General features: G+C 49.5%; 18 protein-coding genes, 1 other RNA gene and 1 riboswitch. Of the genes, 8 read left to right on the plus strand and 11 right to left on the minus strand.

The genetic code is table 11. The annotated features are described in order from the left end of the window. Positions 1–4: 4 nt before the first annotated feature. The 4 genes from HRH59_RS11670 to HRH59_RS11685 form a co-directional block, all read right to left on the minus strand. On the minus strand, positions 5–931 hold the full coding sequence (locus HRH59_RS11670; RefSeq protein ID WP_173501442.1) for an LPP20 family lipoprotein: 927 nt from the start codon (positions 929–931) through the stop codon (positions 5–7). A gap of 5 nt (positions 932–936) precedes the next feature. Beyond that, the gene (locus HRH59_RS11675) at positions 937–1,620 is read right to left on the minus strand and encodes an ETEC_3214 domain-containing protein (RefSeq protein WP_173501443.1); all 684 of its coding nucleotides are present in this window, start codon (positions 1,618–1,620) and stop codon (positions 937–939) included. 291 nt (positions 1,621–1,911) lie between these two features. Further along, positions 1,912–2,517 carry a YkgJ family cysteine cluster protein gene (locus HRH59_RS11680; protein ID WP_173501444.1) on the minus strand — a complete coding sequence of 202 codons (606 nt, stop codon included), beginning with the start codon at positions 2,515–2,517 and terminating at the stop codon, positions 1,912–1,914. A 125-nt stretch (positions 2,518–2,642) separates the two neighbouring features. Then, positions 2,643–5,492: an EAL domain-containing protein gene (locus tag HRH59_RS11685; RefSeq protein ID WP_178089553.1), complete on the minus strand. Its 2,850-nt coding sequence runs from the start codon at positions 5,490–5,492 to the stop codon at positions 2,643–2,645. Positions 5,493–5,746: 254 nt separating this feature from the next. Here HRH59_RS11685 and HRH59_RS11690 point away from each other — a divergent pair, with 254 nt between their 5' ends. Continuing rightward, positions 5,747–6,052 (plus strand): c-type cytochrome, encoded by a 306-nt coding sequence (locus HRH59_RS11690; RefSeq protein WP_173501446.1) that lies wholly within the window; start codon positions 5,747–5,749, stop codon positions 6,050–6,052. Here the strand turns inward: HRH59_RS11690 and recQ are convergent. Continuing rightward, complete coding sequence (gene recQ / locus HRH59_RS11695) at positions 6,022–7,845, minus strand: DNA helicase RecQ (RefSeq protein ID WP_173501447.1); 1,824 nt, start codon at positions 7,843–7,845, stop codon at positions 6,022–6,024. The two genes, HRH59_RS11690 and recQ, sit on opposite strands and share 31 nt — an antisense overlap. 170 nt (positions 7,846–8,015) lie before the next feature. On the opposite strand from recQ, the gene rarD reads away from it, so the two are divergent. Both rarD and HRH59_RS11705 read left to right on the plus strand, forming a co-directional pair. Further along, entirely contained in the window at positions 8,016–8,924 is a 909-nt protein-coding gene (gene rarD, locus HRH59_RS11700; protein WP_173501448.1) for an EamA family transporter RarD, read from the plus strand. 37 nt (positions 8,925–8,961) lie between these two features. Continuing rightward, positions 8,962–9,639: a DUF599 domain-containing protein gene (locus tag HRH59_RS11705; RefSeq protein WP_173501449.1), complete on the plus strand. Its 678-nt coding sequence runs from the start codon at positions 8,962–8,964 to the stop codon at positions 9,637–9,639. A 57-nt stretch (positions 9,640–9,696) separates the two neighbouring features. On the opposite strand, the gene HRH59_RS11710 is transcribed toward HRH59_RS11705, so the two are convergent. Genes HRH59_RS11710 through HRH59_RS11725 form a run of 4 tightly spaced genes read right to left on the minus strand, consistent with a single transcriptional unit; the run spans position 9,697 to position 13,060 of the window. After that, positions 9,697–10,272, minus strand: a complete 576-nt coding sequence (locus tag HRH59_RS11710; RefSeq protein WP_173501450.1) for a BON domain-containing protein — start codon at positions 10,270–10,272, stop codon at positions 9,697–9,699. Beyond that, entirely contained in the window at positions 10,269–10,850 is a 582-nt protein-coding gene (locus HRH59_RS11715) for an SIS domain-containing protein (protein WP_173501451.1), read from the minus strand. Before HRH59_RS11715 ends, HRH59_RS11710 begins: the two co-directional genes overlap by 4 nt. A 21-nt stretch (positions 10,851–10,871) precedes the next feature. Then, positions 10,872–11,219, minus strand: coding sequence for a YraN family protein (locus HRH59_RS11720; RefSeq protein WP_173501452.1), 348 nt, complete (start codon positions 11,217–11,219; stop codon positions 10,872–10,874). An 8-nt stretch (positions 11,220–11,227) separates the two neighbouring features. Then, positions 11,228–13,060, minus strand: coding sequence for a penicillin-binding protein activator (locus HRH59_RS11725; RefSeq protein ID WP_331460174.1), 1,833 nt, complete (start codon positions 13,058–13,060; stop codon positions 11,228–11,230). 86 nt (positions 13,061–13,146) lie between these two features. Between HRH59_RS11725 and rsmI the strand changes: the two genes are divergently transcribed. The 3 genes from rsmI to HRH59_RS11740 all read left to right on the plus strand — a co-directional run bounded on the left by rsmI (position 13,147) and on the right by HRH59_RS11740 (position 16,288). Further along, the gene (gene rsmI / locus HRH59_RS11730) at positions 13,147–13,998 is read left to right on the plus strand and encodes a 16S rRNA (cytidine(1402)-2'-O)-methyltransferase (RefSeq protein WP_173501454.1); all 852 of its coding nucleotides are present in this window, start codon (positions 13,147–13,149) and stop codon (positions 13,996–13,998) included. 20 nt (positions 13,999–14,018) lie between these two features. Next, positions 14,019–14,387, plus strand: an RNA gene (gene rnpB, locus HRH59_RS11735) — RNase P RNA component class A. 221 nt (positions 14,388–14,608) lie between these two features. Continuing rightward, positions 14,609–14,704, plus strand: a riboswitch (cyclic di-GMP riboswitch). A 177-nt stretch (positions 14,705–14,881) separates the two neighbouring features. Further along, on the plus strand, positions 14,882–16,288 hold the full coding sequence (locus HRH59_RS11740) for a hypothetical protein (protein WP_173501455.1): 1,407 nt from the start codon (positions 14,882–14,884) through the stop codon (positions 16,286–16,288). A 103-nt stretch (positions 16,289–16,391) separates the two neighbouring features. Here HRH59_RS11740 and HRH59_RS11745 read toward each other — a convergent pair whose 3' ends face one another. Beyond that, positions 16,392–19,421: a TonB-dependent receptor gene (locus HRH59_RS11745; protein ID WP_173501456.1), complete on the minus strand. Its 3,030-nt coding sequence runs from the start codon at positions 19,419–19,421 to the stop codon at positions 16,392–16,394. Positions 19,422–19,778: 357 nt separating this feature from the next. Between HRH59_RS11745 and HRH59_RS11750 the strand changes: the two genes are divergently transcribed. Continuing rightward, entirely contained in the window at positions 19,779–21,050 is a 1,272-nt protein-coding gene (locus tag HRH59_RS11750) for an NlpC/P60 family protein (protein WP_231702478.1), read from the plus strand. A gap of 11 nt (positions 21,051–21,061) precedes the next feature. After that, on the plus strand, positions 21,062–22,156 hold the full coding sequence (locus tag HRH59_RS11755; RefSeq protein WP_173501458.1) for a dipeptide epimerase: 1,095 nt from the start codon (positions 21,062–21,064) through the stop codon (positions 22,154–22,156). A gap of 45 nt (positions 22,157–22,201) precedes the next feature. Here the strand turns inward: HRH59_RS11755 and HRH59_RS11760 are convergent, their stop codons facing one another. Further along, the gene (locus HRH59_RS11760) at positions 22,202–23,047 is read right to left on the minus strand and encodes a MurR/RpiR family transcriptional regulator (RefSeq protein WP_173501459.1); all 846 of its coding nucleotides are present in this window, start codon (positions 23,045–23,047) and stop codon (positions 22,202–22,204) included. Positions 23,048–23,181 lie beyond the last annotated feature (134 nt).

The following is a 23,181-nucleotide window of genomic DNA, read 5'->3' on the forward strand; positions in this document are numbered from 1 at the left end:
AAAGTTATAACGGCAACTGCAGCAGTTGCCACAAACCACGTTGTTGGATCTGATTAATAATGCTGCTAAGGCTACCGGCATCAGCAGATTTATAGCTGGAAACAGAGGTAACCTGAGCGCTGAGTTCCTGGCTGGCAAGTAGCATATTTTGTTGTTGCAGCTTGATAAGCACGGTCGTATCGCTGACAAATTCGCCAAACATAGTGTCGTGTTCTGCGCTGTGCTCATAGCTCAGTGTTAACTGACAATTTATCCGGCACAGCGACAGACCCGGCAGGTTTAGTTGTTGCTGAAGGGCCTGAGTCAGTTTCGGCTGAGAGCCTTGAACAGCAATACTCAGTGGCTGTGTAGTCAGTAACTGCATCAGTTGATGATGCAAATCAGCCTCGGGCCGCGTACCGTCCAGTGCAAACAGCTGCAGGCTGAGGTTTCGCGTTGTTGCGGCTGCATTCAGTGCCTGGCTTACCTCAAGCCATTGGCTAAAATCAGCAATTTTATTGCGCACCACCAACGGTTGTAATTTGTTACGCTGCTGGCTTAGTTGCATGCGCCACATGTCAGCCAGCTTGAGGCGGTCCAGCTCAATTAATGCAAAAACGCTATTGCCTTGTTGCCTGCTTTTTAACAGCTGAAAGTGGCTGAGTTCAGTGTTATTTGTTGCGCTGTTGATCTGGCGCCGTACCGTATCATTATAAGCAACACCGGTGTCTTGCGTTATTCTTTGCAATGATGCTGATACCTGTGTACTCAGTTTACCGGAGATATCGGCCAGGGCCTGTTGCTGCGCCAACGCTAATGTCTGCCCCTGACCTAAACCGTAGAGTGCACTGTCAGTATCTGCCGGTGGCTGTTGCCACCAGTCTGTAGCATTAGCGCAGGCAATCTGCACCAGCATCAGTGTGCCAAGCAATCCGGGTTTTAGTGCATGCATAGCAGTTAGTCTCCTTGCTGAAAGTACGCTTTATATTCATAGCGTGTAAGCAGCATATCTGCTGCTTGCTCCAGGGTAATTTCGCCCAGAGCATAAACGTTGGGAATCAATTTAGTGCGCAGGGCTGTGCTCTGTTGCAGTAAGGTGTCATCGTCATACTCTTGTAGCAGCAGCTCATTCAGTTGTTGTAATGCGGTTTGGTGTTGCTCAGTAGCCGCACCGTACTCAACAAAGCCCAGCTGACGCTCGAAGAATAAGCCTTCCCGCCCAAGCGTCTGCGGTTCAAGATAGTAGCGTAAATTGGTGGTATCTGTACTGAAACTGCCGGCAAAAGGCTGATAGTCAGCCAGCGGCTGCTGGCCAAGCAGAGTGTCTGAAAAAGCGACAAGCGGCATAAAACCGGGTTGTAAGCTGACAATTTGATAGCCGATCACCCGCTGCTCGCGAACCGCCAATGCTAACAAGAATTTAGGGTCGTGATAGTAACGATATTCTAAGTCAGTCGCAGGCTGTTTTACTTTGATCAGACGTGCGTCGCCAAAAACGGTTTCAAGGTAAGTTAAGTTAGCACCAACTCTTACCTGTCTGAGTTTTTCCAACTCCACTTCATCAGTAAAGTGCGTTATAAAACCTTCGTAACCGCTAACCAACATATCTTTTGTGTCAGCCCACTGGCCGAGAGAAATCATAATTGCGGCTATGGTGAAAATAAGTGACTGAGATTTTTTTAACAGAGAATATCTAGTTAGATCAATCACATGTTATCCTTATGGCATCGTATGTGAAACTTTACAATGCCGACATTATTAACATGTTTGAATTGGGTTGGGAACTGAAAATAATAAAAAACCAGGCAAAATACACTGTTGTTTTGCCTGGTTTTTTTATTCTTCATTTCTTATCTAATTGAAATTTATATATTAAATTTTAATTTTCAATAAGTATGAACTTAAGCTGAATGCTTTTATTTTGTTCGCTGATCAGGCAATTTGCTGATCGTCATTCAGGCCGGAATACCAGGCTTTAAACAGCACTTTTTCCAGTGCCTGTTGTAGGGCAGCATTAATGGGTAAGTGTTGCTTGCCCAATTCATAATCCAGCTCGTTTACCTGCTCTTTGGCCATAATCATCATTGGCGGTGGGTCAGATTCCAGCGCAATTAACGTATCCTGATAGGCCAATGCCTGGTCGGTTTTAATTACCTTGCACACCGATAACGAGGTTTTACCTAGTTTATCCCGATAGCCTGCAGCGCCGAACAGGCGGCAAATAGCCGGGCGCTGCTGATAGACGCTGCACTGGCCTTGTTTGCCGTCAAACGACAGCTTTTGATAAAAAAAACAGCCCTGGGGCTCTGTTAACTCTTCGAGTTGTGTCAGTGTTTGTTCTGCTTTACCTTGATCAAACAAGTGTAATGCCAGCGGCAACATTTCCAGCACCGTCGCTTCTATCGTCGGTTGCAAACAGCACTCACCACAACCACTGCGGCAGTTTAAGCCCCGCTGTTGTTGGTAAGCTGAAAACGTTGTCGCTATTTCGCCATACACAGCCTCAACACGACGCGATAATTCACGCAGCCGTTGCATTAAAGACTCCGAACGAAATAAGTATAAATTTGGGTTTGCCTGTTAAGGAGCGACGATATGTCGCAGCGGCATTGTACTGAGTTGGTTATTCTGTCAGCAATAGGGGCGTGAAAATATATTTTACTTCAGGTAAGCAGGCTATGTAGTGGCATAGGGCGGGCGATAGCGTAACCCTGTGCATAATCAACACCCATAATTTCCAGCGCAGCCAGAGTTTCGTTGCTTTCCACGCAGGTGGCAATGGTTAGCATATCCATAGCTTTAGCGACTTCGTAAATAGACTTAACGATAGCTTTGTCGTAGTGGTCATCGAGTAAATCACGGACAAAGTGGCCGTCAATTTTTACAAAATCGGCCGGAAAATGTTTCAGGTAGCTGTAAGAGGAAAAACCACTGCCAAAATCATCCAGTGCTATACGGCAACCCAGCGCACGAAAATGTTCTATAAAAGCCAGGGTGTTTTGCAGGTTAACAATAGCGGCGCTTTCGGTGATCTCAAAGCAAATTTGCTGATAAGGAATGTTAAAGCCGCTGAACAGTTGTTGTACATCTGCTTTAAAGGTTGGATCCAGCAACGAGCTGCCGGAAACATTAATACTACACAAGGCCAATCGCTGCATGTGGTCCGGATGCTGCTGCAACCAGCGGAAGTAACAGCGGATCACCCAGCGGTCAATTTGTGGCATCAGACCGTAGCGCTCGGCTGAACTTAAAAAACTGGCCGGTACTATCAAATGATTCTCATCGCCTTGCAAACGCAGCAGCAGCTCATAGTGTAAGCCCCCGCTGTTGTTATTCAGGGCGCGCACCGGCTGTTGGTACAGTACAAACTTGTCGTCTTTCATTGCCTGACGTAACTGTGCTACCCATTGCACTTCGGCGTGATGCTGCTGCGTACTCTGATCGTCAGTGTCGAACAGCTGAATACGGTTGCGGCCTTTGTCTTTAGCAATCGAGCACGCTGCATCGGCTTTTTTCAGTACGTTGTCGGCCTGGTCGTCAGAACTGATTTCGGCAATACCGATACTGACGCTGGCATGATAAACACTGTCTTGCCAGATAAAGCGAAACTCACGCATGGCATCCAGGATCCGATAGCCCAGCGCAAAGGCTTCGTTAGCATTTTTGCCCGGCAGCAAAATGCCAAATTCGTCGCTGTCCAACCGGGCCAGTGGCCCACTATGTCCGGTAAGGCGTTTTAGCAACTCGCTGATTTGTTTAAGCAAGACGTCGCCGGCACTGTGGCTGCAACTGCTATTAATCACTTTAAACTGATCAATGTCGATATAGAGTACAGCACCCTTATTACCACCGTGGCCGTCGCATAACGTCTGCAATTGCTGGTCAAAATAAAAGCGGTTGTACAAGGCGGTTAAACTGTCGTGATTGGCCAGGTAAGCCAGTTGTTCATGTGCCAGCTTTTGTCCGGTAATATCGATGACTGAGCCATGTACAAAGGCGTCACTGCCATTCACTGAGCGCGCCAGCCGCACCGACATCAGCGCCCAAAACGGACTGTTGTCAGCACGCAGACCACGAATTTCGAAGCTCTTTTCACTACCCAATTCAAGTTGGCGCAACATATATTGCCGCTCGGCCGGGTCAGCATAAAAACGCGCCATGCCGGTGCCGCTGATAGCTTGTTCCAGTGCATCACGATCCGGATAGCCGAGGATCTCCAACAAGGCGCGGTTGGCGTTAAGTAATCGGCCATCGGGCGTAGTGGTAAACATGCCCTCAACCGCATTATGAAAAATATCGTAATATTGCTGCATAGAAGCAGCATGTGGCAGTGCCGGTTCATTGGGCAAACGACTGCCTTGCAGGTTAAAGCTGGTTAAAGCTAAACACAACAACACTAACGAAAACAAAATATACAGCCAGTTGATATCGGCCTGTAAATAGCCTGCCTGGTTTAATGTCAGCAATAATGCACTACAAAGCGTCAGTACGCAGGCCCATACAAAGGTACGGGCACGGGCATGACCGGCCAGACTGAAACTTAATGCGATCAGGAAATTGCTCAACAACACCCAGCACAAGGCAAAGAACAACAGATATAGTCTGGTTTGGCCGCCGGCAAACAGCGGGCTGAATAGTAACAATAAGGCAGAAAAACTACTGATATAGCTGCACCAACGCCACCAATGGCTGGCATAGCTTTGCAGGGCATGGCTGGTAAACAGGTTTAAGCACAGCAGGGCCGCGCCCACGGCAATGTATAAAATCGCCTGATTAACTTCCGGATATTCCGGCCACAATGTGGCAAAAGCCATACCGTTTAAAATAGCTACTGCCAGGGCAAAGCTGAGAAAAAATCCGCTGTAATAGGCATAGTGTTTGGCTTTGCTGTGTAAAAACAGCACCAGGTTGTACAACGCCAGCAGTAACAAAAAGCCCTGTAGTAAGCCATCCAGCATGGCGTTTTGTTGCATAGTGGCAACAAAGTGATCATGCCGCCACAACCTGACGTCGCCCGGCACTACTGCTGCATCCTGTACCTTGATATAAATGTCGGTTTCTTCGCCAGGTAGCAGCGCCAGGTTTACGGCGAAACTGCGGTATGGCAGGGCGCGTTCGCTGAACGGGTAGCTGTTGCCCGAGCGGCTAAGCAGGTTATAGTCTTTGCTGCTACGCTGCAGTTGGTATATTTCTATTTTATCTGCCAGCGGAAAATCATACTCCAACACGGTATGCAGCGGCCTGCTGCCGTTGTTATACAATCTTGCAAACAGCCACACCGCCTGGTCCTCTTCAAACATTAAACTTTGTGCCGGCGTTACCAGGGTAAAGCTGTGATGGTGCACCGGATCTGCCAGTAAGTCGTCCAGTGTCATAGTTGCCGGCGTAACCAGAGCATACAGCTGGCGGAGCCTTTGCTGCTCAGCTATCGGGCTTTGCAACGGGTTTACTTCAGCGTGGAAGGCATGCACAACAGCGGAGAATAAGCCAAGCAGCAGTATCATAATATGCATGACGCTTCTCACGGTTACGACACTCCCCGGGCTGGTGGTTATTGCTGGACGGTATTATTGCTAGTTAGTATTGTTAATGTTTTAGCGGCAGAACATTAACATATAGCAGCTTGTGGTGTCAGCAGAAAATCAAACTTTGCCCTGGCTTTGGCGTATGAACAAATGAATAGCCATTTATATGGCTTGAGCATTCAGCTACTTAGGTTATAACTTAACAGTACAAAAACGATAACAGAAATGACAACGGAGAACCTATGAAACACTGGATAGCGGGCGCCGCCCTGATGTTGACAGCTGCTGCCACTCAGGCGGCAGATCTGCAAGCGGGCAAAGCAAAATCGGCAGTATGTGCTGCTTGCCATGGCGCCAACGGTATTTCGATAATTCCGGATTACCCTAATCTGGCAGGGCAAAAGGTTAAGTACCTGCAAAGCAGTATTAAAGCTTATCGCGATGGAGAGCGGAAAAACCCGATTATGTCACCGATGGCATCAGGTTTGTCCGATGCCGATATTGCTAATATTGCCGCTTATTTTGCCAGCTTACCGGCCGGCGGCTGAGCCTCTTCACTCAGATAGTCACTGATGGCGTCGATAAAGTCGGCGCCGTAGCGACTAAGCTTGGTTTGCCCGACACCGGATATTGCCAACAGGCTGCGGTTGTCGGTAGGCAGTTGTTGGCACATTTCTATCAGGCTGGCATCGCTGAATACCACAAAGGGTGCCACGTCATCACGCGCGGCAATATGCTTACGCAGCGCTTTTAATTTGGCAAATAAAGCGCGGTCGTATTGTTGTTTGCTTAGGCGCTGCGGTTCACGTTTTACACTTTGCAATCTGGGCACTGCCAGCGACAAAGCGGTTTCGCCGCGCAGTACCGGCCGCGCTGCCGGTTGCAGTTTTAACACCGAATGCGCGGTAATATCCTGCTGCAGCAAACCAAAGTGAATTAATTGACGCAATATGCTCAGCCAATAGTCATGGCTGAACTCTTTACCCAAGCCCCAGGTTGACAGCTTATCGTGCTGCAATTCGACAATTTTTTGGTTTTGGCCGCCGCGCAATACATCAATAACATGGTGCATACCGAAGCTTTGGCCAACACGGTAGACACAGGACAACGCCTTTTGTGCCAACTCGGTACCGTCAAACTGCTGTGGCGGTTGCAAACAAATGTCGCAGTTACCGCAGCGTTGTTGCCGCGCTTCGCCAAAATAGTTAAGCAATACCTGACGCCGGCAGATTTGCGCTTCGGCAAAGGCCGCCATGGCTAAAAAGCGCTGCCAGGCCACTTCAGCGCGCTGCGGGTTTTCTTCGGCTTCCAGCCAGCGTTTCATGCGGGCGATATCGGCCGGGTCAAATAACAAAATGGCTTCTGCCGCTACGCCGTCGCGACCGGCACGTCCGGTTTCCTGATAATAGGCTTCAATGGTGCGCGGCAGCTCAAAATGCACCACATAGCGGATATTCGATTTATTAACGCCCATACCAAAGGCCACCGTGGCGACTATCAGTTGATAATCGTCGCGTTTAAAGGCGTCCTGTACGGCGTTGCGCTGTTCGCTGCTCAGCCCGGCATGATACGCTGCGGCATTAAAACCGCGCTGTTTCAGTTGTTCGGTAAGTTCATCTACTTTACGCCGCGAGCTGCAATACACTATGCCGCTGGCACCGTCCTGTTGTTGCAAGTAAGCGGTGAGTTGTTCTACCGGGCGAAATTTTTCCTGTACGGTGTAGCGGATGTTGGGCCTGTCAAAGCTGCCAAGGTGAATATACGGTTGCTGCAGGGTAAGTTGTTGCAGGATGTCCTGTCGCGTTGCTGCATCTGCAGTAGCGGTAAGCGCCATTACCGGCACCCCGGCAAAGCGCTGTTTCAGCAGTGCCAATGCCATATAGTCGGGGCGGAAATCGTGGCCCCATTGTGAAATACAATGGGCTTCGTCAATGGCAAATAAACTGACTCCGACATCTTGCAGCCGGTCAAGAAAGTTAGGTTGTAACAAGCGTTCGGGCGCGACATACAGTAGTTTTAACTCGCCGCGGCGCAGCCTGGCAAATACCTGCAGCACTTCTTCGCGGCTTAAACTGCTGTTGATAAACTCGGCAGCAATACCATTGGCTTTAAGTGCGTCTACCTGATCTTTCATCAGCGACATCAGCGGCGATACCACTATGGTAACCTGCGGTAACAACAAGGCGGGTAACTGGTAGCACAGTGATTTACCGCCACCGGTGGGCATTAATACGAAGCTGTCCCGGCCCTGCAACGCAGCCAGGATAACATCTGACTGGCCGTCACGGAATTCACTGTAACCAAAGGCTTGTTTGAGCAGGGGCAGCAGATCGTCTATCACTTAATACCATTGGGTCACGAAAACAAGCCGACATTCTAATAGTAAACGCGGCACGCAGAAACAATAAATTCCGGCTATTTAGTTGGCTGACCGGTTTTTGCCGTTAAGTGTCCTGCGCTTAAGCTTGCAACAGGCGTATAATAGTGGCTCATTTACGGGAGCCTGCCTGCATGTCGTTAAGCCGCGAACAAAAACTGGGTGGTATTTTTGCTGCCAGTGCTTACAGTTTATGGGGCGTGGCCCCGCTGTATTTTAAACAAATTGATTTTATTCCCGCCGCTGAAATCCTTATTCATCGAATTGTCTGGTCGTTTCTATTGCTGTTTATCGTGCTGCTGGCGCTAAGGCAGGGCGCTAAAGCGCTGGCAATACTGCGCCAGCCGAAAATGCTTTGCTGGTTATTGCTGTCAGCACTATTGCTGGGCGGTAACTGGGGGCTGTTTATCTGGGCGGTAAACAATAACCATATGCTGGATGCCAGTTTAGGTTACTACATTAATCCGCTGCTTAACGTGCTGCTGGGCATGTTGTTTCTGGGGGAGCGGCTGCGCAAACTGCAATGGGGCGCAGTGGCGCTGGCTACCAGCGGCGTGTTGGTGCAGTTGATCAGCTTTGGATCTTTACCCTGGATAGCGCTGACCTTGGCCGGCTCATTTGCCATTTACGGTTTAATGCGCAAAAAGCTGGCGGTTGATGCGATTACCGGGTTGTTTTATGAGTCGCTGTTACTGTTGCCATTGGCGCTGTGGTACTGGTGGCAATATGCTGACAGCAGTGCGGCAAACCTGCTGCACAACAGCTGGCAGCTAAACAGCTACTTGATCGCGGCGGCGTTGGTTACCACTATACCTTTATTGTGTTTTATTGCCGGAGCACGGCGCTTGCAGCTATCGACCATGGGATTTTTCCAGTATATCGGTCCAAGCTTAATGTTTGTGTTTGGTGTCTGGTTGTATCATGAACCTTTTGCTGCAGAGCGCTTTGTTACCTTTGGTTTAATTTGGTTAGCGCTGTTATTGTACACCGCAGATGCATGGCAGTTTAACCGGCGGCGCCATCTGCAGGCGCGGTTAAAATAATCAACACCCGATACTGGCGTAACAACGGAGCACCTGAATGGAAAATACCATTGATTTAATTGCTGTTATTTGGTTTTTTGGCTTATGGGTAGGCTATACGCTGTTTGCCAAACGCCGCGCCAAAGTGGTCAGTTGCTTGTCGTTCGAATTACGGCGTAAACGCAATGACTGGATGCAAAAAATGCTGTTGCGTGATAACAAAATGGCCGATGTCGGGCTTATCTCTACCCTGGAGCGTAATGTTACCTTCTTTGCCTCCAGTACCTTGTTAATATTGGCCGGCTTACTTACGGTAATGACGGCTGCAGATAAGCTGAGCATGATGCTGACCAACCTGGTGCCCTGGGCCAGCTACAGCGAAAGTTCGGTGCAACTGAAGCTGTTACTGCTGAGTTTTATCTATGTGTTTGCTTTTTTCCAGTTTACCTGGTCGCTGCGCCAATACGGCTTTTGCGGCGTGCTGATTGGCGCAGCACCGGACGGTCGTGGTATGACGTCAGAAGAACAACAACTGTATGCCAACCGCGCCGCTAAGGTAATAGACCAGGCCGGTCACTCCTTTAACTATGGCCTGCGCGCTATTTACTTTTCATTGTCGGCACTGACCTGGTTTATCGACCCGGTGCTGTTTATGGTGGCTTCGGTGGTGGTGATGCTGGTAATGAAGCAACGCGAGTTTCACTCTAAGGTGCTAAAAGCGCTGCAGGAATGCTGAATACTCCTGACGCGTAAAAAAGGGCAGCCATGGCTGCCCTGTTACTTGAAGTACGGCTTAGTTTTGCCGGGGTTCGAAAGCCCGCACCACGCGCGCTACACCGTCAACATGGCGGGCGATATCTACCGCTTTGGCGGCTTCCTGGTCGGTAACCAGGCCCATTAGAAACACTTCGGCATTTTCGGTTACCACTTTTATATTCAGCCCGCTGACTTCTTCATCAGCCAGCAGCTGGGTTTTAACCTTGGTAGAAATCCAGCTGTCGCGGGTGCGGGTGGTCATGCCGGTGTTATTACCCAGCCTTATCTGGTTTTGCACGTCGCGCACGCCATCAATTTTTGCCACTAAAGCACCAGCCTGCTGGCGTATTTGTTCAGTGCGGGTTTGCCCTGTCAGTAACATTACGCCGTTATAGCTGGTCACGTTAATATTGCTGCCTTCTGCGGTAGCCGGGTGGTCGGCCAGCGCGCGTACGGCTTTTAATACCACGTTCTTATCATCAATTTGCGCGCCCAGGGTGCGACGGTCGTTGGCCGAGGTAACTGCGGTAGCGCCGCCGGCTACCACCGCTGCCGCGCAGCCTTGCAGTAACGCCAGTAGGGTGCAGGCGCAAAGTAGTTTTACCGTGTTCATATATCTCCTTGTTGCGGGAACAACGTCATATCGATTAATTCGCACAGGCTGTGCAGTAAGAAGGTGTAGCATTCAAATATACGGGCACGGCGATGGGCCGGCACTTTTAATTCGACATCTTGTTGATTAAGTAAGCCTGACAGCTCACCGCTGCTGTCTACTGTCAGAGCAATAATTTTCATATCGTTAGTTAATGCTGCTTCGACCGCTTTAATTAACGCCGGTTCACTGCCGCTAAGCGAGATCACCAACAATACATCGTTATTTTGTCCCAGCGCTTTAATTTGCCTGGCCAGATAATCCTGCTGATGGCTGTGCTGCAGGCTGTTATTGTGCGGCTGCAGCGCCAGCGCCGGTAAACAGGGGCGCTCGGTTTCAAACTGGTCCAGCAGCAACTGAGCGAAATGACCGGCCAGGGCTGCTGTGGCACCTTCGCCACAGCAAATGACTTTTCCGCCGCTAACCAGATTGTTTACGATAACAAAGGCCGCGTTTTCCAGCGGGCCGGCCAGGCTTTCGCCGGTGGCTATCATGGTTTGAATATTTTCGCTGAACAGCTGACGGATATGCTCTTGCATCAGGGTTTCCTGTGTTTGTTACTACTGCGTAATTGCATTTTTCAGCCATTGGTAACGGTAAGGTGGCTGGCCTTCAATGGCGACAACATCCAGCCGGCAGGCCTGGTCGCTAAGCCGGTGTTGCTGTAAATACCAGCGACTGCTTCGCAACAGCTTTTGCTGTTTGGCGGCCGTGACGGCAGCTATTGCGCCACCAAAGGCGCTGCTGGCGCGGTATTTTACTTCCACAAATACCAGGCTGGCACCGTCGCGCATCACCAAATCGATTTCTCCGGCTTTACATTGGTAGTTGTATTGCAACAGCTGCAGACCCTGCTGCTGCAAATACTCTGCGGCGAGTTGTTCATACAACTGACCAAGCTTGTTCATACCCCGGCTTATGGCTCTTGTATCGGCAGCAGGCGATTATTGCGATAGCTGGCCCAGCTCAGCCGGCGTACTATGCTGCCGTTGCTTTCCAGACGTAACTGGCCAGTGAGCCCCGGGAACACCGTAGCTGGCAGTTGCTGCTGCTGGCGCAAGCTACCGACTAAATTGTAGGCGTCATAGCCCATGGCAAACAGCCGTTGCAGGGTTTCGTCCTGCTCCGGAAACAGTTGCTGGTAGGTGCTGCGCAGGGCCACACTGTTTTGCTCACCCAGCATCCACGGCATTTCGGTAAAGGTTAAGCCGTTTAGGTCGCGTAAGTCGGTACTGTCCAGCCCGGTACTGTGGCTGCGGGAGCTGGCATAAACCGGCAGGCGTGGTGCGGTTTGGCTAACGGAGACATCAATAAAGGGTTTAAATAACCGCGTTTGTACCGGGTCGGCGATCAGATAAATAGCATCAATATCCAGCCGGCTGTGCGGATCGGCTTCCAGCTTGGGCGTTATCAGGCTGCTGATTTGCTTTACCCGCTCGCGGCTGCGGTCGGTTTCCAGCACACGGCTGATTAAGCTTTCCAGTTCTTCTTTGCTGTTAAAACGATGCTGTTCCGGCGCGCTGTTGCCAAGCTCCTGCCAATGGGCGGCAAAGCGTTGCTGCATCCGGACACTGATATTATTGGCTGAACTTATCACTACGGGGCGGCGATAGTTTTTCTGCTGAAACAACGCAGCCATTTGCGCGGCTTCATCTTCCATACTCAGGGCAAAGTAAAATTGCTCTGGTTTTACGCTGTAATTGCTATCGCGAGTGTTTAAAAATAATGTAGGCCAACGCCACTCTGTCAGGCGGTTGACCGCATCGACCTGATCTTTTAGCAGTGGTCCGATAACAAAACTTGCCTGGGCCTGTTCAATTTGGCGTTGTAGTTCATCACCCGGCAACTGGCTGTCAATAAATACCAGGCCGGTGGTGGAGCTGTTGCCTGCGGCCGCTAAAATACCGTATTGCACTGCCTGAGCATGCTGGCGAAACTGCCCCTGTAGCGGCAGCAATACGGCGATGCGCTGTGGCTGATACGGTGTAAGGCTCAGTAACTGTTGCACCGCCTGCGGCAATTGCTCTGCCCGTGGTAGCATAGGATAACGGCGCTGCCAATCGGTAAAGGCCTGTTGCAGTGCCTGTGGTTGGCCTATATAGCGCCGGCTTAACGTCGCCAGGTTAAGCCAGCCATTGGTGGTTTGGCCGGCCCCAACACGTAAGGTTTCCAGTTGGCCGTCACTTAATGCCGATAAATTTTGCCATAACATATCACTGTGCTGCGGGTAACGCTGCACAGCATCGGCTTGCTGAGCCAGTTGCAGCAGGCTGCGGCTGGCCGCCAGATAACGCTGTTGTTGGGTCAGGTACTGGCTGCTCAGCCAGAGAAACTCAGTTATGTCGGTCGGGTCTATATCAGACAGAGCGGTATTATCCAGCAGTTGCAGCAGGCTGTTTTGCTGCTCAGTAGCCAGATACGCCTGCAGCAGCACTAACTTATTTTGCCGTTGGATCAGCGGATAAGGGCTTTGCTTCAGGTTTTCGCTTATCGCGAGCGCCAGCAGGTAGTCTTGTTCGACAATGGCCTGGCGTGCCGCTTTCAGTAAATGATAATGTTGCGGCTCGGCCTGATAATTAGCCGCCAGGCGGAACAACTGGCGGGCCGGTATGGCCTGTGCCGGTTGTTCGGTGCGGTCTGCACCGGCAGGCTGGCCGCTAAGGGGCGGTTTTACCGGGCCTTGGGCACAGCCGGCAAGCACCGTACACAGGCCGATAAATAACAGAGGCTTTAATTTGCTGGAAGTCACAATGCGCAGTACCATAGCGAAACAATGGTCTTATCTTACTGAGACTGCCGGTTAAGCTCAAACAAATAGCGTACATTAATCATCAAATGGCAAAAGAAAACGGTTTTTTATATGTAGTGGCCACCCCGATTGGTAATTTGGACGATATCAGCCAGCGTGCGATCAGTACCTTGCAGCAGGTCGATTGGATAGCGGCAGAAGACACCCGCCACACCGGGCGCTTGTTGTCGCATCTGGGCATTAATGCCAAAACGCTGGCGTTGCATGACCATAACGAGAAACAGCGCGCCGCCGGCATTATTCAAAAGTGTCTGGCCGGTGAGCATGTGGCGCTGGTATCCGATGCCGGTACGCCGCTGATAAGTGACCCTGGCTACAGCTTAGTGCGCCAGTGCCGCGACGCCGGTGTGCGGGTAATTCCTGTCCCCGGCCCTTGTGCGTTAATTACCGCCTTGTGTGCTGCCGGCTTACCCACTGATAAATTCCATTTTATCGGCTTTTTGCTGCCAAAAAGCCAGCAGCGGCAAAACCAACTGGCAGACATTCCGGCCGGTGTCGGCACTATTATTTGTTACGACACCGCACGGCGCATCAAAGATACGCTACAGGATGTCACTGCAGTGTTTGGCCCTGAGCGCGAATTAGTGCTGGCTAAAGAGCTGACCAAAACCTTTGAGCATCTGGAATACGGCACTGCGGCACAGATCATCGCCTGGTTAGAGGCTGATCCGCAGCGCTGCCAGGGTGAAATGGTGTTGATGATAGCGCCCACCCCCAAGGCCGAAAGTGAGCTGAGTGACGCTGAACTCAACACCCTTAAATTGCTGCTAACCGAGCTGCCACTGAAAAAGGCCGCCGCCTTAACCGCACAAATTCATGGCGGCAAAAAAAACGCCCTGTATAAAGTGGCACTGCAATTATCTGGTGAAACAGAATAAAACCGGTATAATTGCGCCCGTGAGTTGGCCAAGACAATCGCTGCCTGCGCAAGCAGGGGGAGGAAAGTCCGGGCTCCACAGGGCAGGGTGCCAGGTAACGCCTGGGGGGCGTGAGCCTACGACCAGTGCAACAGAGAGCAAACCGCCGATGGCCCACGCAAGTGGGATCAGGTAAGGGTGAAAGGGTGCGGTAAGAGCGCACCGCGCGGCTGGCAACAGTTCGTGGCACGGTAAACTCCACCCGGAGCAAGATCAAATAGGCCCCCTTTGGCGCGGCCCGCGTTGGGGGCGGGTAGATTGCTTGAGGCTTAAGGCGACTTAAGTCCTAGAGGAATGATTGTCACTCTGGCAACAGAGCACAGAACCCGGCTTAACGGCCGGCTCACACCAAACACCACAAGAAACCGCAGCTGTAACAGGCTGCGGTTTTTGTTTTATTACCGTCATATTTGCTGTTTCCGCTGTCGGAAAAGTTATCAACACTTAGCACTTGATTTGTAAAGCTTGTTGCAAAATTGACTAAAAAACAACTTGTGAGTTTGTAATTATTTGTATATCTTGCAGTCGTTCAGCTTGCGTTAATGCAAAAGCGTTTTCGTCTCAAGCTAAGACAATTAAAAGGCAAACTGTACCGAAAGGTCAGGACGCAAAGCCGCTGGTCTAATAACGTTCGTTACGAATGTTAATGATGGCAGTGGTTGCATTAGCTTAGTCACATCTGTTTGATGTCAATCATAGCGGTACTGTTACCGTTGTCTGATTATGTCTATCTATGCCGTCTGTCTTTATTCGTCGCGTGGCGCAGCTGCTGCGACTTCTTCATTTTATTTGCCATTGATGCCAAAGCGCATCGGGTGATGTTTTTATACGGAGAGTAATAAAGATGTTGAAAAAGAACTTAGCCCTGAGCGTAGTTTATGCGTTAACCCTGGCTGGCTTAACAGCTTGTGGTGGTGGCTCTGACAGTGGTACAGAAGCGCCGGTCGCAGTGTCACCCCCGACACCAACGCCAACACCGGAAGACGTATTGCCTGAGTTTGCCTCGGCAACTTATGTACGTGAGAATATGGGGCAGCTTACGGAAGTGGTATTGCTTGGCGAAGACTTGTACTACGTTAGCTTTTCTGAAGAAGGCAATCTGCTGGGGCATTTTACCCAAATTAATGAACATATTGTGGATGGTAAAATTGTCGAAGCAGCCGGCTTTTACAAAATGTTTGTTGATACAGCGTTAAAAGCCGGACAATTCAGTGCTGAGCTTACGGTAAGCAATAACATCGTAGACAGTATGACAAGCCTGACGCTGGAAAGTACAAGTGGCCCGGGTAGTGAAATGGTAATAAGCGGTGGGATCTTGAGAACAGTGATCAATATCGTTGATATCAGTGCTATGAACGATGACTGGGTAGCGGCGGACTTCAGCGAATTTAATATTGATGCCGGTTTAAACCTGACTGCGGTTGATAAAGATAACTGTAAAATCAGCGGCCCCCTGACTTTGCAGGATAACAACGTTTTTGCTGCGTCATTAAGCTATTCTGAGTGTGATGCGGCTGGCCAGTACGAGGGCGTGTTATGGTCTTACAGCTTTGATGGTGTAACTTATCTGAAGTGGTTTGCTTTAGACAATGAAAACAATACTGTTACCGGTCTGCTTGATGATTTTACCTCACAACAAGACTCACTGGCACTTACCGGTGAATTGCAACCAGTGTTTTATGCCGGCTCGTTAGGCAGCACTTTAATTAGCAAAGGTAACAAAGTTTACTATAACGGTGGTGATGTCGGTGGCCAATATGTGTTTACATATCCGGCGCCCGCCACAGTATCAGTGTTGGAAGCTGAGGGCGAAGGTTTAACCTGGCCGACAAATACTGCAGTGGGCGCGTCGCTGACCATGCCGGTACCAAAAAGTAAAAACCATAGGCTTAGCGGTGAAATACTGTTATCTAATGATAATGAAGAGTCGTTCTCTGGGTTGCAAGCGGTGGCGCAGTCGTCTTTGCTTGCAACTGTAACCGGTAGCTGGGACGAAATGATTATTGCTGAAGATGGTACAGTAAGCGGCAATATAGCAGGTTGTGTTATCAGCAGTGGTGCGGTAACAAATTATGTGGCATCCATTGCTGATATGCAGCTTACTTTAACCGGTTGTGGTAGCGCCGGTGATTTTACTGGTGTAGCAGTTGGTGCTATAGCAAGCAACGGCGAGGCAATTTTCCTGAATTTGTTCAGGGAGTCAGGTGGTTCAGTAGTGAACAATATAAATGGTTCATTACTGCGTGACTAAAGGCTGTTTAGTTTAAAAAGCCGTGGTAGTTAACTACCACGGCTTTTTTTATGCAGGAAGATCGCAGCTGTTGCAAGCTGGAAAATCATCCGGAACTGTAGTGCTAGAAATCGAAACCGACAGATAACTGCAGGCGCCGCGGGTTGTAGTATTTACGAGGTTCGCCAAAAGTAGAACTCGACAGAATAGGGTCTATCGCATATCCGGTTTGACGATCAAACACGTTGAATAAGTCAGCGCGGAACTTCAGTACGTATTTATCTGCAAAAGTAAAGTTCTGGTTGTAGCTTAAATCTAACTGCCAATGGCTTGAACTTCGGCGGCTACCAGCGCTTTCTGCGTACTTACTTGTACTGCTTGAGGTTCCATAATAGCTGCCGTCCCAGATTTCCCATGGTTGGCCCGATTGAAACACAAAATAAGCCCCCAAATTTGCTTCCCAATCAGTTGTATAGTAACCAAATGCTTTAAACAGGTGCGGCTTATCGCCGGATAATGTGCCGTATCTGTTATCCCATGGCATCAAGCCCGGACCATCACCATAGTTAGATGACCCTATAAAGGTGTTGGTATCACCTGCATTGGTAGTGGTGGTATTGTCTTGATCAAAGTTGCCGTAATAATGGCTCCAGACATAAGACGCATTGAAATAAGTGCGGTCACCAAAATATTCAGCTTCCAAACTTACTTCCCAGTATTTCGTTTGGCCTTGATCTACTTCCGCAACAACATAGGTACCGGCTGATGGACTGCCAATACCGTCATAGCGTTCAGCTAAGTCAGGGATATAAAGGCCTTTTTCAGCAATATACGCTGGCACTTCACCATTGCCGTAAGTACCACGTAATCTGGCATTGTTTGGCATATCTTCCCAAAAATGTGAACCATAGCGATAGCGCGTGTGGCCGCGTAGCTGCAACCGTTCTGTAATAGCTCTGGTAGTACCAAGGGTAATTTCATCAATACGGTGTGGCTTCATATTATCGGCAAATAATTTACCTGAAGAACCGTTGGCTGCACCAGATTCCAGATAATTACCATTTTCATCAAAATAGACTCTTAATATTTGCTGGGTATTACGATCCCAGGATGCTGCGCGTGCCAGTGAACTGGCTTCAGGATTATAGCTGGCATAATTGGCGAATACGGAGTTCTGGCCGTCGTACTTCCAGTCGATACCTAAGCGCGGCTGAATCATATCCTTCCAGTCAACCGTGTGCATTTTATACTTTTCACCCATGGCAATTTCCCAGCCGGAACCATTGGCGGAGTTAGCGCGTAAACCCTGACCATATAACGTATCTTTACTGATCAACACACCAATGTTGTAGGTAAAGTCACCGTGCTCGATAGTATCGTTTATTTCTAAGTTCCATGATTCTGAGAAGGAGTGAATGGCTGAAACGGCACGGCCCGACTCATCAATGAAACTCATTTGTTGCGTGGTAGCAATATAATAAACAGAGGTAGGGTCAAGATCTGCAACCGCGCTTTCTAACGTCAGGTTTCTACCTCCGTGATAACTGATAGAGCCCCAACCGTTTGAGAGGCGGCTTAGTTCCTCTTCAGCTTCAGAGTATTTCAGGCCTATATGAATTGAGTGGACCAGTACATCCCCAATAATTTCATGATCCAGTGCTAACTCAAAGCTGTCGCGGAAGAAATTTTGGTTATTGTATTGAGAATAGGCGCCAACACCTCCGCCGCCTGTCAAAATGCCGTTTTCAGTGTAGCCATAGCGGTTAATCAACGCCTGAGCACCGGCATTATAGACTGCGGCATCAGGCTCGCCGGCAGTCAGCAGATCTGGTACGTTGAAATATCCCATTTGTTCCAGGTTGGAGATATCAAGAGATGCACCGACTTCAGGAATGACGGTGAGTTCGACATCCGGCTTGCCACTGGTTTTATAGTCAAATTTATTAATATTAAAACTTAATGTGGTGTAGTCCCCTAAAATATAAGAACCGTCAAAGGTGAAGATTTTCTGTGTAGCTTGCTCACCGGTTGAAACTGAATCAGCTTCGAATTCGCCGATATTGCTGCCGGTCTCAACGCGGTCAGAATCGCGGTAACTCAGGTTGAGCAATAAATCATCAGTTGGTGCCCAGGTTAACTTACCAAAATATTCATCTCGATCGCTTTTATATGCTTTGGTTGGTCCATAAGCGGTAGTTTTATTAGATCCTTTCTCTTCAGGCCCATAATAGGAGCCATAGAAAAACAATTGGTCCTGAATTAATGGCCCGCTAACGGCAGCAGTGATCCAGGTTTTGTCGGTATCTTGCTCTACGCCTTCATCAGGAGATGCTGCAAAGTTTTTATTTTCAACTTTGTACTCGACACTCCCCTTAAATTCATTGGTACCGGATTTTGATTTGGTATTGATAGCAAAGCCGCCTGAACGGTTGAAGCCAACTGCTTTAGCCCCCCCCCGTTCCATTGAAACCATCTCTATATCGTGGGTTGATGGTTCTGAGGCAAGATTACCGAATAATGGCATTGAGACATCCACACCATCGAAGCCATACTTATTGTGCGCCCCTGAGCCGCCTGCTGATGGGCCTAAAGTGCCGTTTTCAGTGTATTGCACGCCCGGAATAATTTTCAACATATCGCGGAATGACTGACCGATAGGCAAAGCTTCAACAACATCTGAACCTAAAGAGTTGCTCAAAGAGGAATTGCCTTGCTGGGCGAAAAAAGGGGAGCCAACGATTTGTATCACTTCGACGCCGGAAGTTGACGCTTCAAAGGCAACATTTACGGTAGATGTTTGGTCAAGCAGTACATCTACTTCCATAGTTTTTACACTGCCATTCGCCGCCGTAATGGTTAGGGTGTAACGCCCCGGTACCAGCATGGGTAAATTGAAGCTACCATCTTCACGGGTTTGCACTGTGCGTGCTTTCGGCATCACCGGGCTGGATGCTACAACGGTAATTCCTGATGCAGCACTTGTTTGTTCAGTAATAACCTTACCTCTGATACCGCCTGCTTGCTGAGCCAGAGCCGGAGCGCAAGCCAGCATGCCGGCAAGTACAAAAGCAGATACTGTTCTCTGGGGGCTAAAAGCGCGCTGCGTTGCGCAGGCTAAGCGGCTTTTTGCCAAGGTATGCTGTTGTGATTTCATCACTATCTCTCCTGGAGTTGCGTTATTCTGTTTTTTTGGCTATCCGTTACCCGGGTCTGATTGCCCGTTTTTTCTGAAAATGCAAAACGTTTAATTTCTGCACAAAATTAACATAGCAATATTTAATTCCTTTTGAAAATAATTTATGCTTAATTTTGAAAATAATTGGAATATTTCATTCCAAGGCGCTATGTTGGCTTACAGAGCGTTGGCGTTAACGTCTTAAAAGCAAGAGCTTAGGAAGGGACAGGCATGAAGAAAATACTGTGGTTGCTGTGCTGTTGCTGGCATGTAGTTTTAGCGACTGAAACCACAATACAGTTTAGGTCTGATGTGCCCCTGTTGTCGCCGGAACAGATGAACCCCCGGTTTTGGCAGACCAAATTAGCCGCGCCGCAGCAACTGTTGTTAACGCCGGCACAAATAGCGCAGCGTAATAGCGAAACCTTCGCCTTACAAAGCGAGATGCAGTCTCTGCAAAGTCTGCCGGCGCATTACAGCAAAGCTGAGCTTGGCGCTATTATACAAAGCGTAAGTAAGGTGCCAACGGCGGCGCGGTTTTATCTTGATGGCAGCCAATTAACCGCGCAGCACTGGCAGCATTATCAGAGCTTAACGGCATTAGACCACATGCAGGCGGTTAACCCGTTACGCTTTGGGTTGGTGGTAAAACGCAGTGCGTTACGCGCCTTTCCAACCCGTGACAGAATAGTGAACGAGCAGGGCAACCCCGACCTGGACCGCTTTGCTGAAACGGCGCTGTTCCCGGCCGATGCAGTGGCCTTGTTGCATAGCAGCCGCGATAACCAGTGGTTGTTGGTACGCAGTTTTAACTATACCGGCTGGCTGCAAGCCGCTGATGTGGCAATAGGCAGCAAACAGCAGGTACTGGCGTACACGCAGCAACAGCCGTTTATTGTGATAACCGGCGCCAAGGTGCACACCGCGTTTAACCCGCAGTTGGCGGCAGTGTCTGAACTGCAACTGGATATGGGCGTGCGCTTGCCGCTGCTAAGTGCTGCTGAGGCCGGGTTTAACGTGCACGGCCAAAACCCGGTAGCCAGTCATATAGTACAGTTACCGCTGCGGTTGGCTGACGGCAGTCTGAGTTTTACTCCGGCGTTATTGCCGCTCAGTGCCGATGTACAGCAGGGCTATTTGCCGTTTACGCCGTATAATATTCTGGCGCAGGCGTTTAAGTTTTTAGGTGAGCGCTATGGCTGGGGGCATGACTATAACGGCCGTGACTGTACCGGGTTTATCTCCGAGATTTTCCGCAGTTTCGGCTTGCTGATGCCACGCAATTCCGGCCAGCAGGGCAATGGTGGCTATGGCCGTAATATCCGCTTCAGTGCCGACAGCAGTGTGGCCGATAAACAGGCCGCGCTGGCGAAATTGCAGGTGGGCGACTTGCTGTATTTTCCCGGCCATGTCGCATTATACCTTGGCACAGTAAACGGCCAGCCTTTTATGATCCATGATGTTAATACACTGCTGTATCCGCGCAGCGATGGCACTATTTACCGCGGTACCCTCAATGGGGTAGCGGTAACGCCGCTGCTGCCGTTATATGCAACAGAACAACAATCCTATTTTGATGCCATGTACGCCATCAAATCATTGCGATAACAGAGGTAACGATGAAAATAACAGATATCCGGCTGGGAATGTTACGGGTGCCTCTGAAAACGGCGTTTAAGACGGCGCTGCGTACGGTTAACAGCACCGAAGATGTGGTGATTATTGTGGAGACTGACAGCGGTAACACCGGTTACGGCGCTGCACCGGCCACCGCGGTGATCACCGGTGATATTCACGGTTCTATTATTGAGGCTATCCGTACGGTAATAAAACCCAGGCTGCTGGGGCAGGATATTGCCGATTTAAACCATATTATCCGCCTGATCCAGGGCAGTATTATGAAAAACTACAGCGCTAAAGCTGCGGTAGAAATGGCGGTATATGATTTATTTGCGCAGTTGTACAAGGCGCCGTTATACAAAATACTCGGTGGCGGTGTGCCGAAAATCACCACCGATCTGACGATCAGCGTTGACTACATCGACAAGATGGTTGCCGACTCGCTCAGCGCGATAGACCGTGGCTTTGAAACCTTAAAGGTAAAAGTAGGTAAAGATATTGGTGTTGATATCGAGCGGGTAAAAGCGATTTATGCTGCGGTAGAAGGTAAAGCATTGATCCGGCTGGATGCAAACCAGGGCTGGACCGCTAAAGAAGCTGTCTATGCACTGCATAAGTTAGAAGATGCCGGTGTGCGGCTGGAGCTGGTAGAACAACCGGTAAAAGCCTACGACCTGGAAGGTTTAAAATACATTACCGAGCGGGTGCATACGCCGGTGATGGCGGACGAAAGCAGCTTTGGCCCACGCGAGGTTATCGAGCTGATAAAAATGCGCGCGGCCGACATTATTAATATTAAGCTGATGAAAACCGGCGGTATTGCCAATGCGATTAAAATTGCCGATATCTGCTCGTTTTACGATATGCAATGCATGATTGGTTGCATGCTGGAAGGTAGCATTAGTGTGGCGGCTGCCGTGCATGTGGCGGTGGCCAAGTCTGATGTTATTACCAAGATTGACCTGGATGGCCCGTCGTTGTGTGCCTTTGATCCGGTAACCAGCAGTGTAAGCTTTAATGATGCCGACATTACGATTGCTGATGCGCCCGGCCTGGGTATTACGGCAATTGAAGGCCTGGAAATGCTGGCCTGAGATTCCGCGCGTTAGCCTTCAACGTGCTGAGGGCTATTTCTCCGCTCAGGGCTGTTCCAGTAAATTCAGTAGCTTAGCGCTTTCTTCTAACTGATGATCGTTATTTTGCCGCTGGCACAACAGCAAATACAAAATATGACACAGGTGCTGCTGCGCCAATTGCACCAAAATAGCGTTAATTCTGACATTTTCATCGCCGCTCAGTGCAAACAGCGCTATGTCGGCGGCCAGGCTAAGGGCGTTGGTTTTATAACCGGTTAAGCTGATAATGCGGATCTGCCGCTGTTTGGCATATTTTGCTAACTTCAGTAAGTCGGTATTATGGCCGGATTCTGACACCAGCAGCAGTATGCTGTTATGGCTTAAGGTGCTGGCCAGCTGCAGCGCAATAGCCGGGTCGCTGTGCAGCAGGGCCAGCTTACCCAGCTGTAGTAAACGGAATTGCATATCGTGCGCCACTATGCCGGACTTACCGAAGCCGGCTATCAATACTTTGTCAGCCTGTGCCAACAAGTCGGCACTGTCTTGTAACGCTTTTTCACTGTTAACTTCCAGAATGCCACGCAGGTGGCTTTGCAGGCTGAATTGCAGCTGCTCTACCAGATTAACCAGGCCGTTTTGTGTCGGGTTGGGTTCGTTGTTGTCTCGGTTTAAAGTGGTCGCGGTGATCACCGCTTCATTTACCGCCAGTTTTAAATCCGGGTAACCTTTATAGCCGAGCTTCTGACAAAATTTCACGACGCTGGATTGGCTGGTACCCACCGCATCGGCCAGTTGCTGCGAGGAATAGTCCCGTAGCAAATGGGCGTTATCCAGGATAAAATCCGCCAGCTTACGCTCGATAATCGACATCTGCTCCAGCATGCCGCGTATTTTCAGTAAACACACCATAAAGCCAGATCCTTGTATTGCTTAAAGCGGGTGTAAGAATTTGTTATTAGTATACCAGTGCAGTATTGAATAATTTATTCTGCGTTGGCAAGTAAGCGCAGAAAAAAGCAGCAGAATATCCGGCACTGTACATA

It is taken from the genome of Rheinheimera lutimaris, from assembly GCF_013283795.1.
Classification (GTDB): domain Bacteria; phylum Pseudomonadota; class Gammaproteobacteria; order Enterobacterales; family Alteromonadaceae; genus Alishewanella; species Alishewanella lutimaris.

Coding starts and splice junctions, on each gene's coding strand:
- HRH59_RS11670 (WP_173501442.1), bottom strand. CDS start 931: ATGCATGCACTAAAACCCGGATTGCTTGGCACACTGATGCTGGTGCAG.
- HRH59_RS11675 (WP_173501443.1), bottom strand. CDS start 1,620: ATGATTTCTCTCGGCCAGTGGGCTGACACAAAAGATATGTTGGTTAGC.
- HRH59_RS11680 (WP_173501444.1), bottom strand. CDS start 2,517: ATGCAACGGCTGCGTGAATTATCGCGTCGTGTTGAGGCTGTGTATGGC.
- HRH59_RS11685 (WP_178089553.1), bottom strand. CDS start 5,492: ATGCATATTATGATACTGCTGCTTGGCTTATTCTCCGCTGTTGTGCAT.
- HRH59_RS11690 (WP_173501446.1), top strand. CDS start 5,747: ATGAAACACTGGATAGCGGGCGCCGCCCTGATGTTGACAGCTGCTGCC.
- rarD (WP_173501448.1), top strand. CDS start 8,016: ATGTCGTTAAGCCGCGAACAAAAACTGGGTGGTATTTTTGCTGCCAGT.
- HRH59_RS11705 (WP_173501449.1), top strand. CDS start 8,962: ATGGAAAATACCATTGATTTAATTGCTGTTATTTGGTTTTTTGGCTTA.
- HRH59_RS11710 (WP_173501450.1), bottom strand. CDS start 10,272: ATGAACACGGTAAAACTACTTTGCGCCTGCACCCTACTGGCGTTACTG.
- HRH59_RS11715 (WP_173501451.1), bottom strand. CDS start 10,850: ATGCAAGAGCATATCCGTCAGCTGTTCAGCGAAAATATTCAAACCATG.
- HRH59_RS11720 (WP_173501452.1), bottom strand. CDS start 11,219: ATGAACAAGCTTGGTCAGTTGTATGAACAACTCGCCGCAGAGTATTTG.
- rsmI (WP_173501454.1), top strand. CDS start 13,147: ATGGCAAAAGAAAACGGTTTTTTATATGTAGTGGCCACCCCGATTGGT.
- HRH59_RS11740 (WP_173501455.1), top strand. CDS start 14,882: ATGTTGAAAAAGAACTTAGCCCTGAGCGTAGTTTATGCGTTAACCCTG.
- HRH59_RS11745 (WP_173501456.1), bottom strand. CDS start 19,421: ATGAAATCACAACAGCATACCTTGGCAAAAAGCCGCTTAGCCTGCGCA.
- HRH59_RS11750 (WP_231702478.1), top strand. CDS start 19,779: ATGAACCCCCGGTTTTGGCAGACCAAATTAGCCGCGCCGCAGCAACTG.
- HRH59_RS11755 (WP_173501458.1), top strand. CDS start 21,062: ATGAAAATAACAGATATCCGGCTGGGAATGTTACGGGTGCCTCTGAAA.
- HRH59_RS11760 (WP_173501459.1), bottom strand. CDS start 23,047: ATGGTGTGTTTACTGAAAATACGCGGCATGCTGGAGCAGATGTCGATT.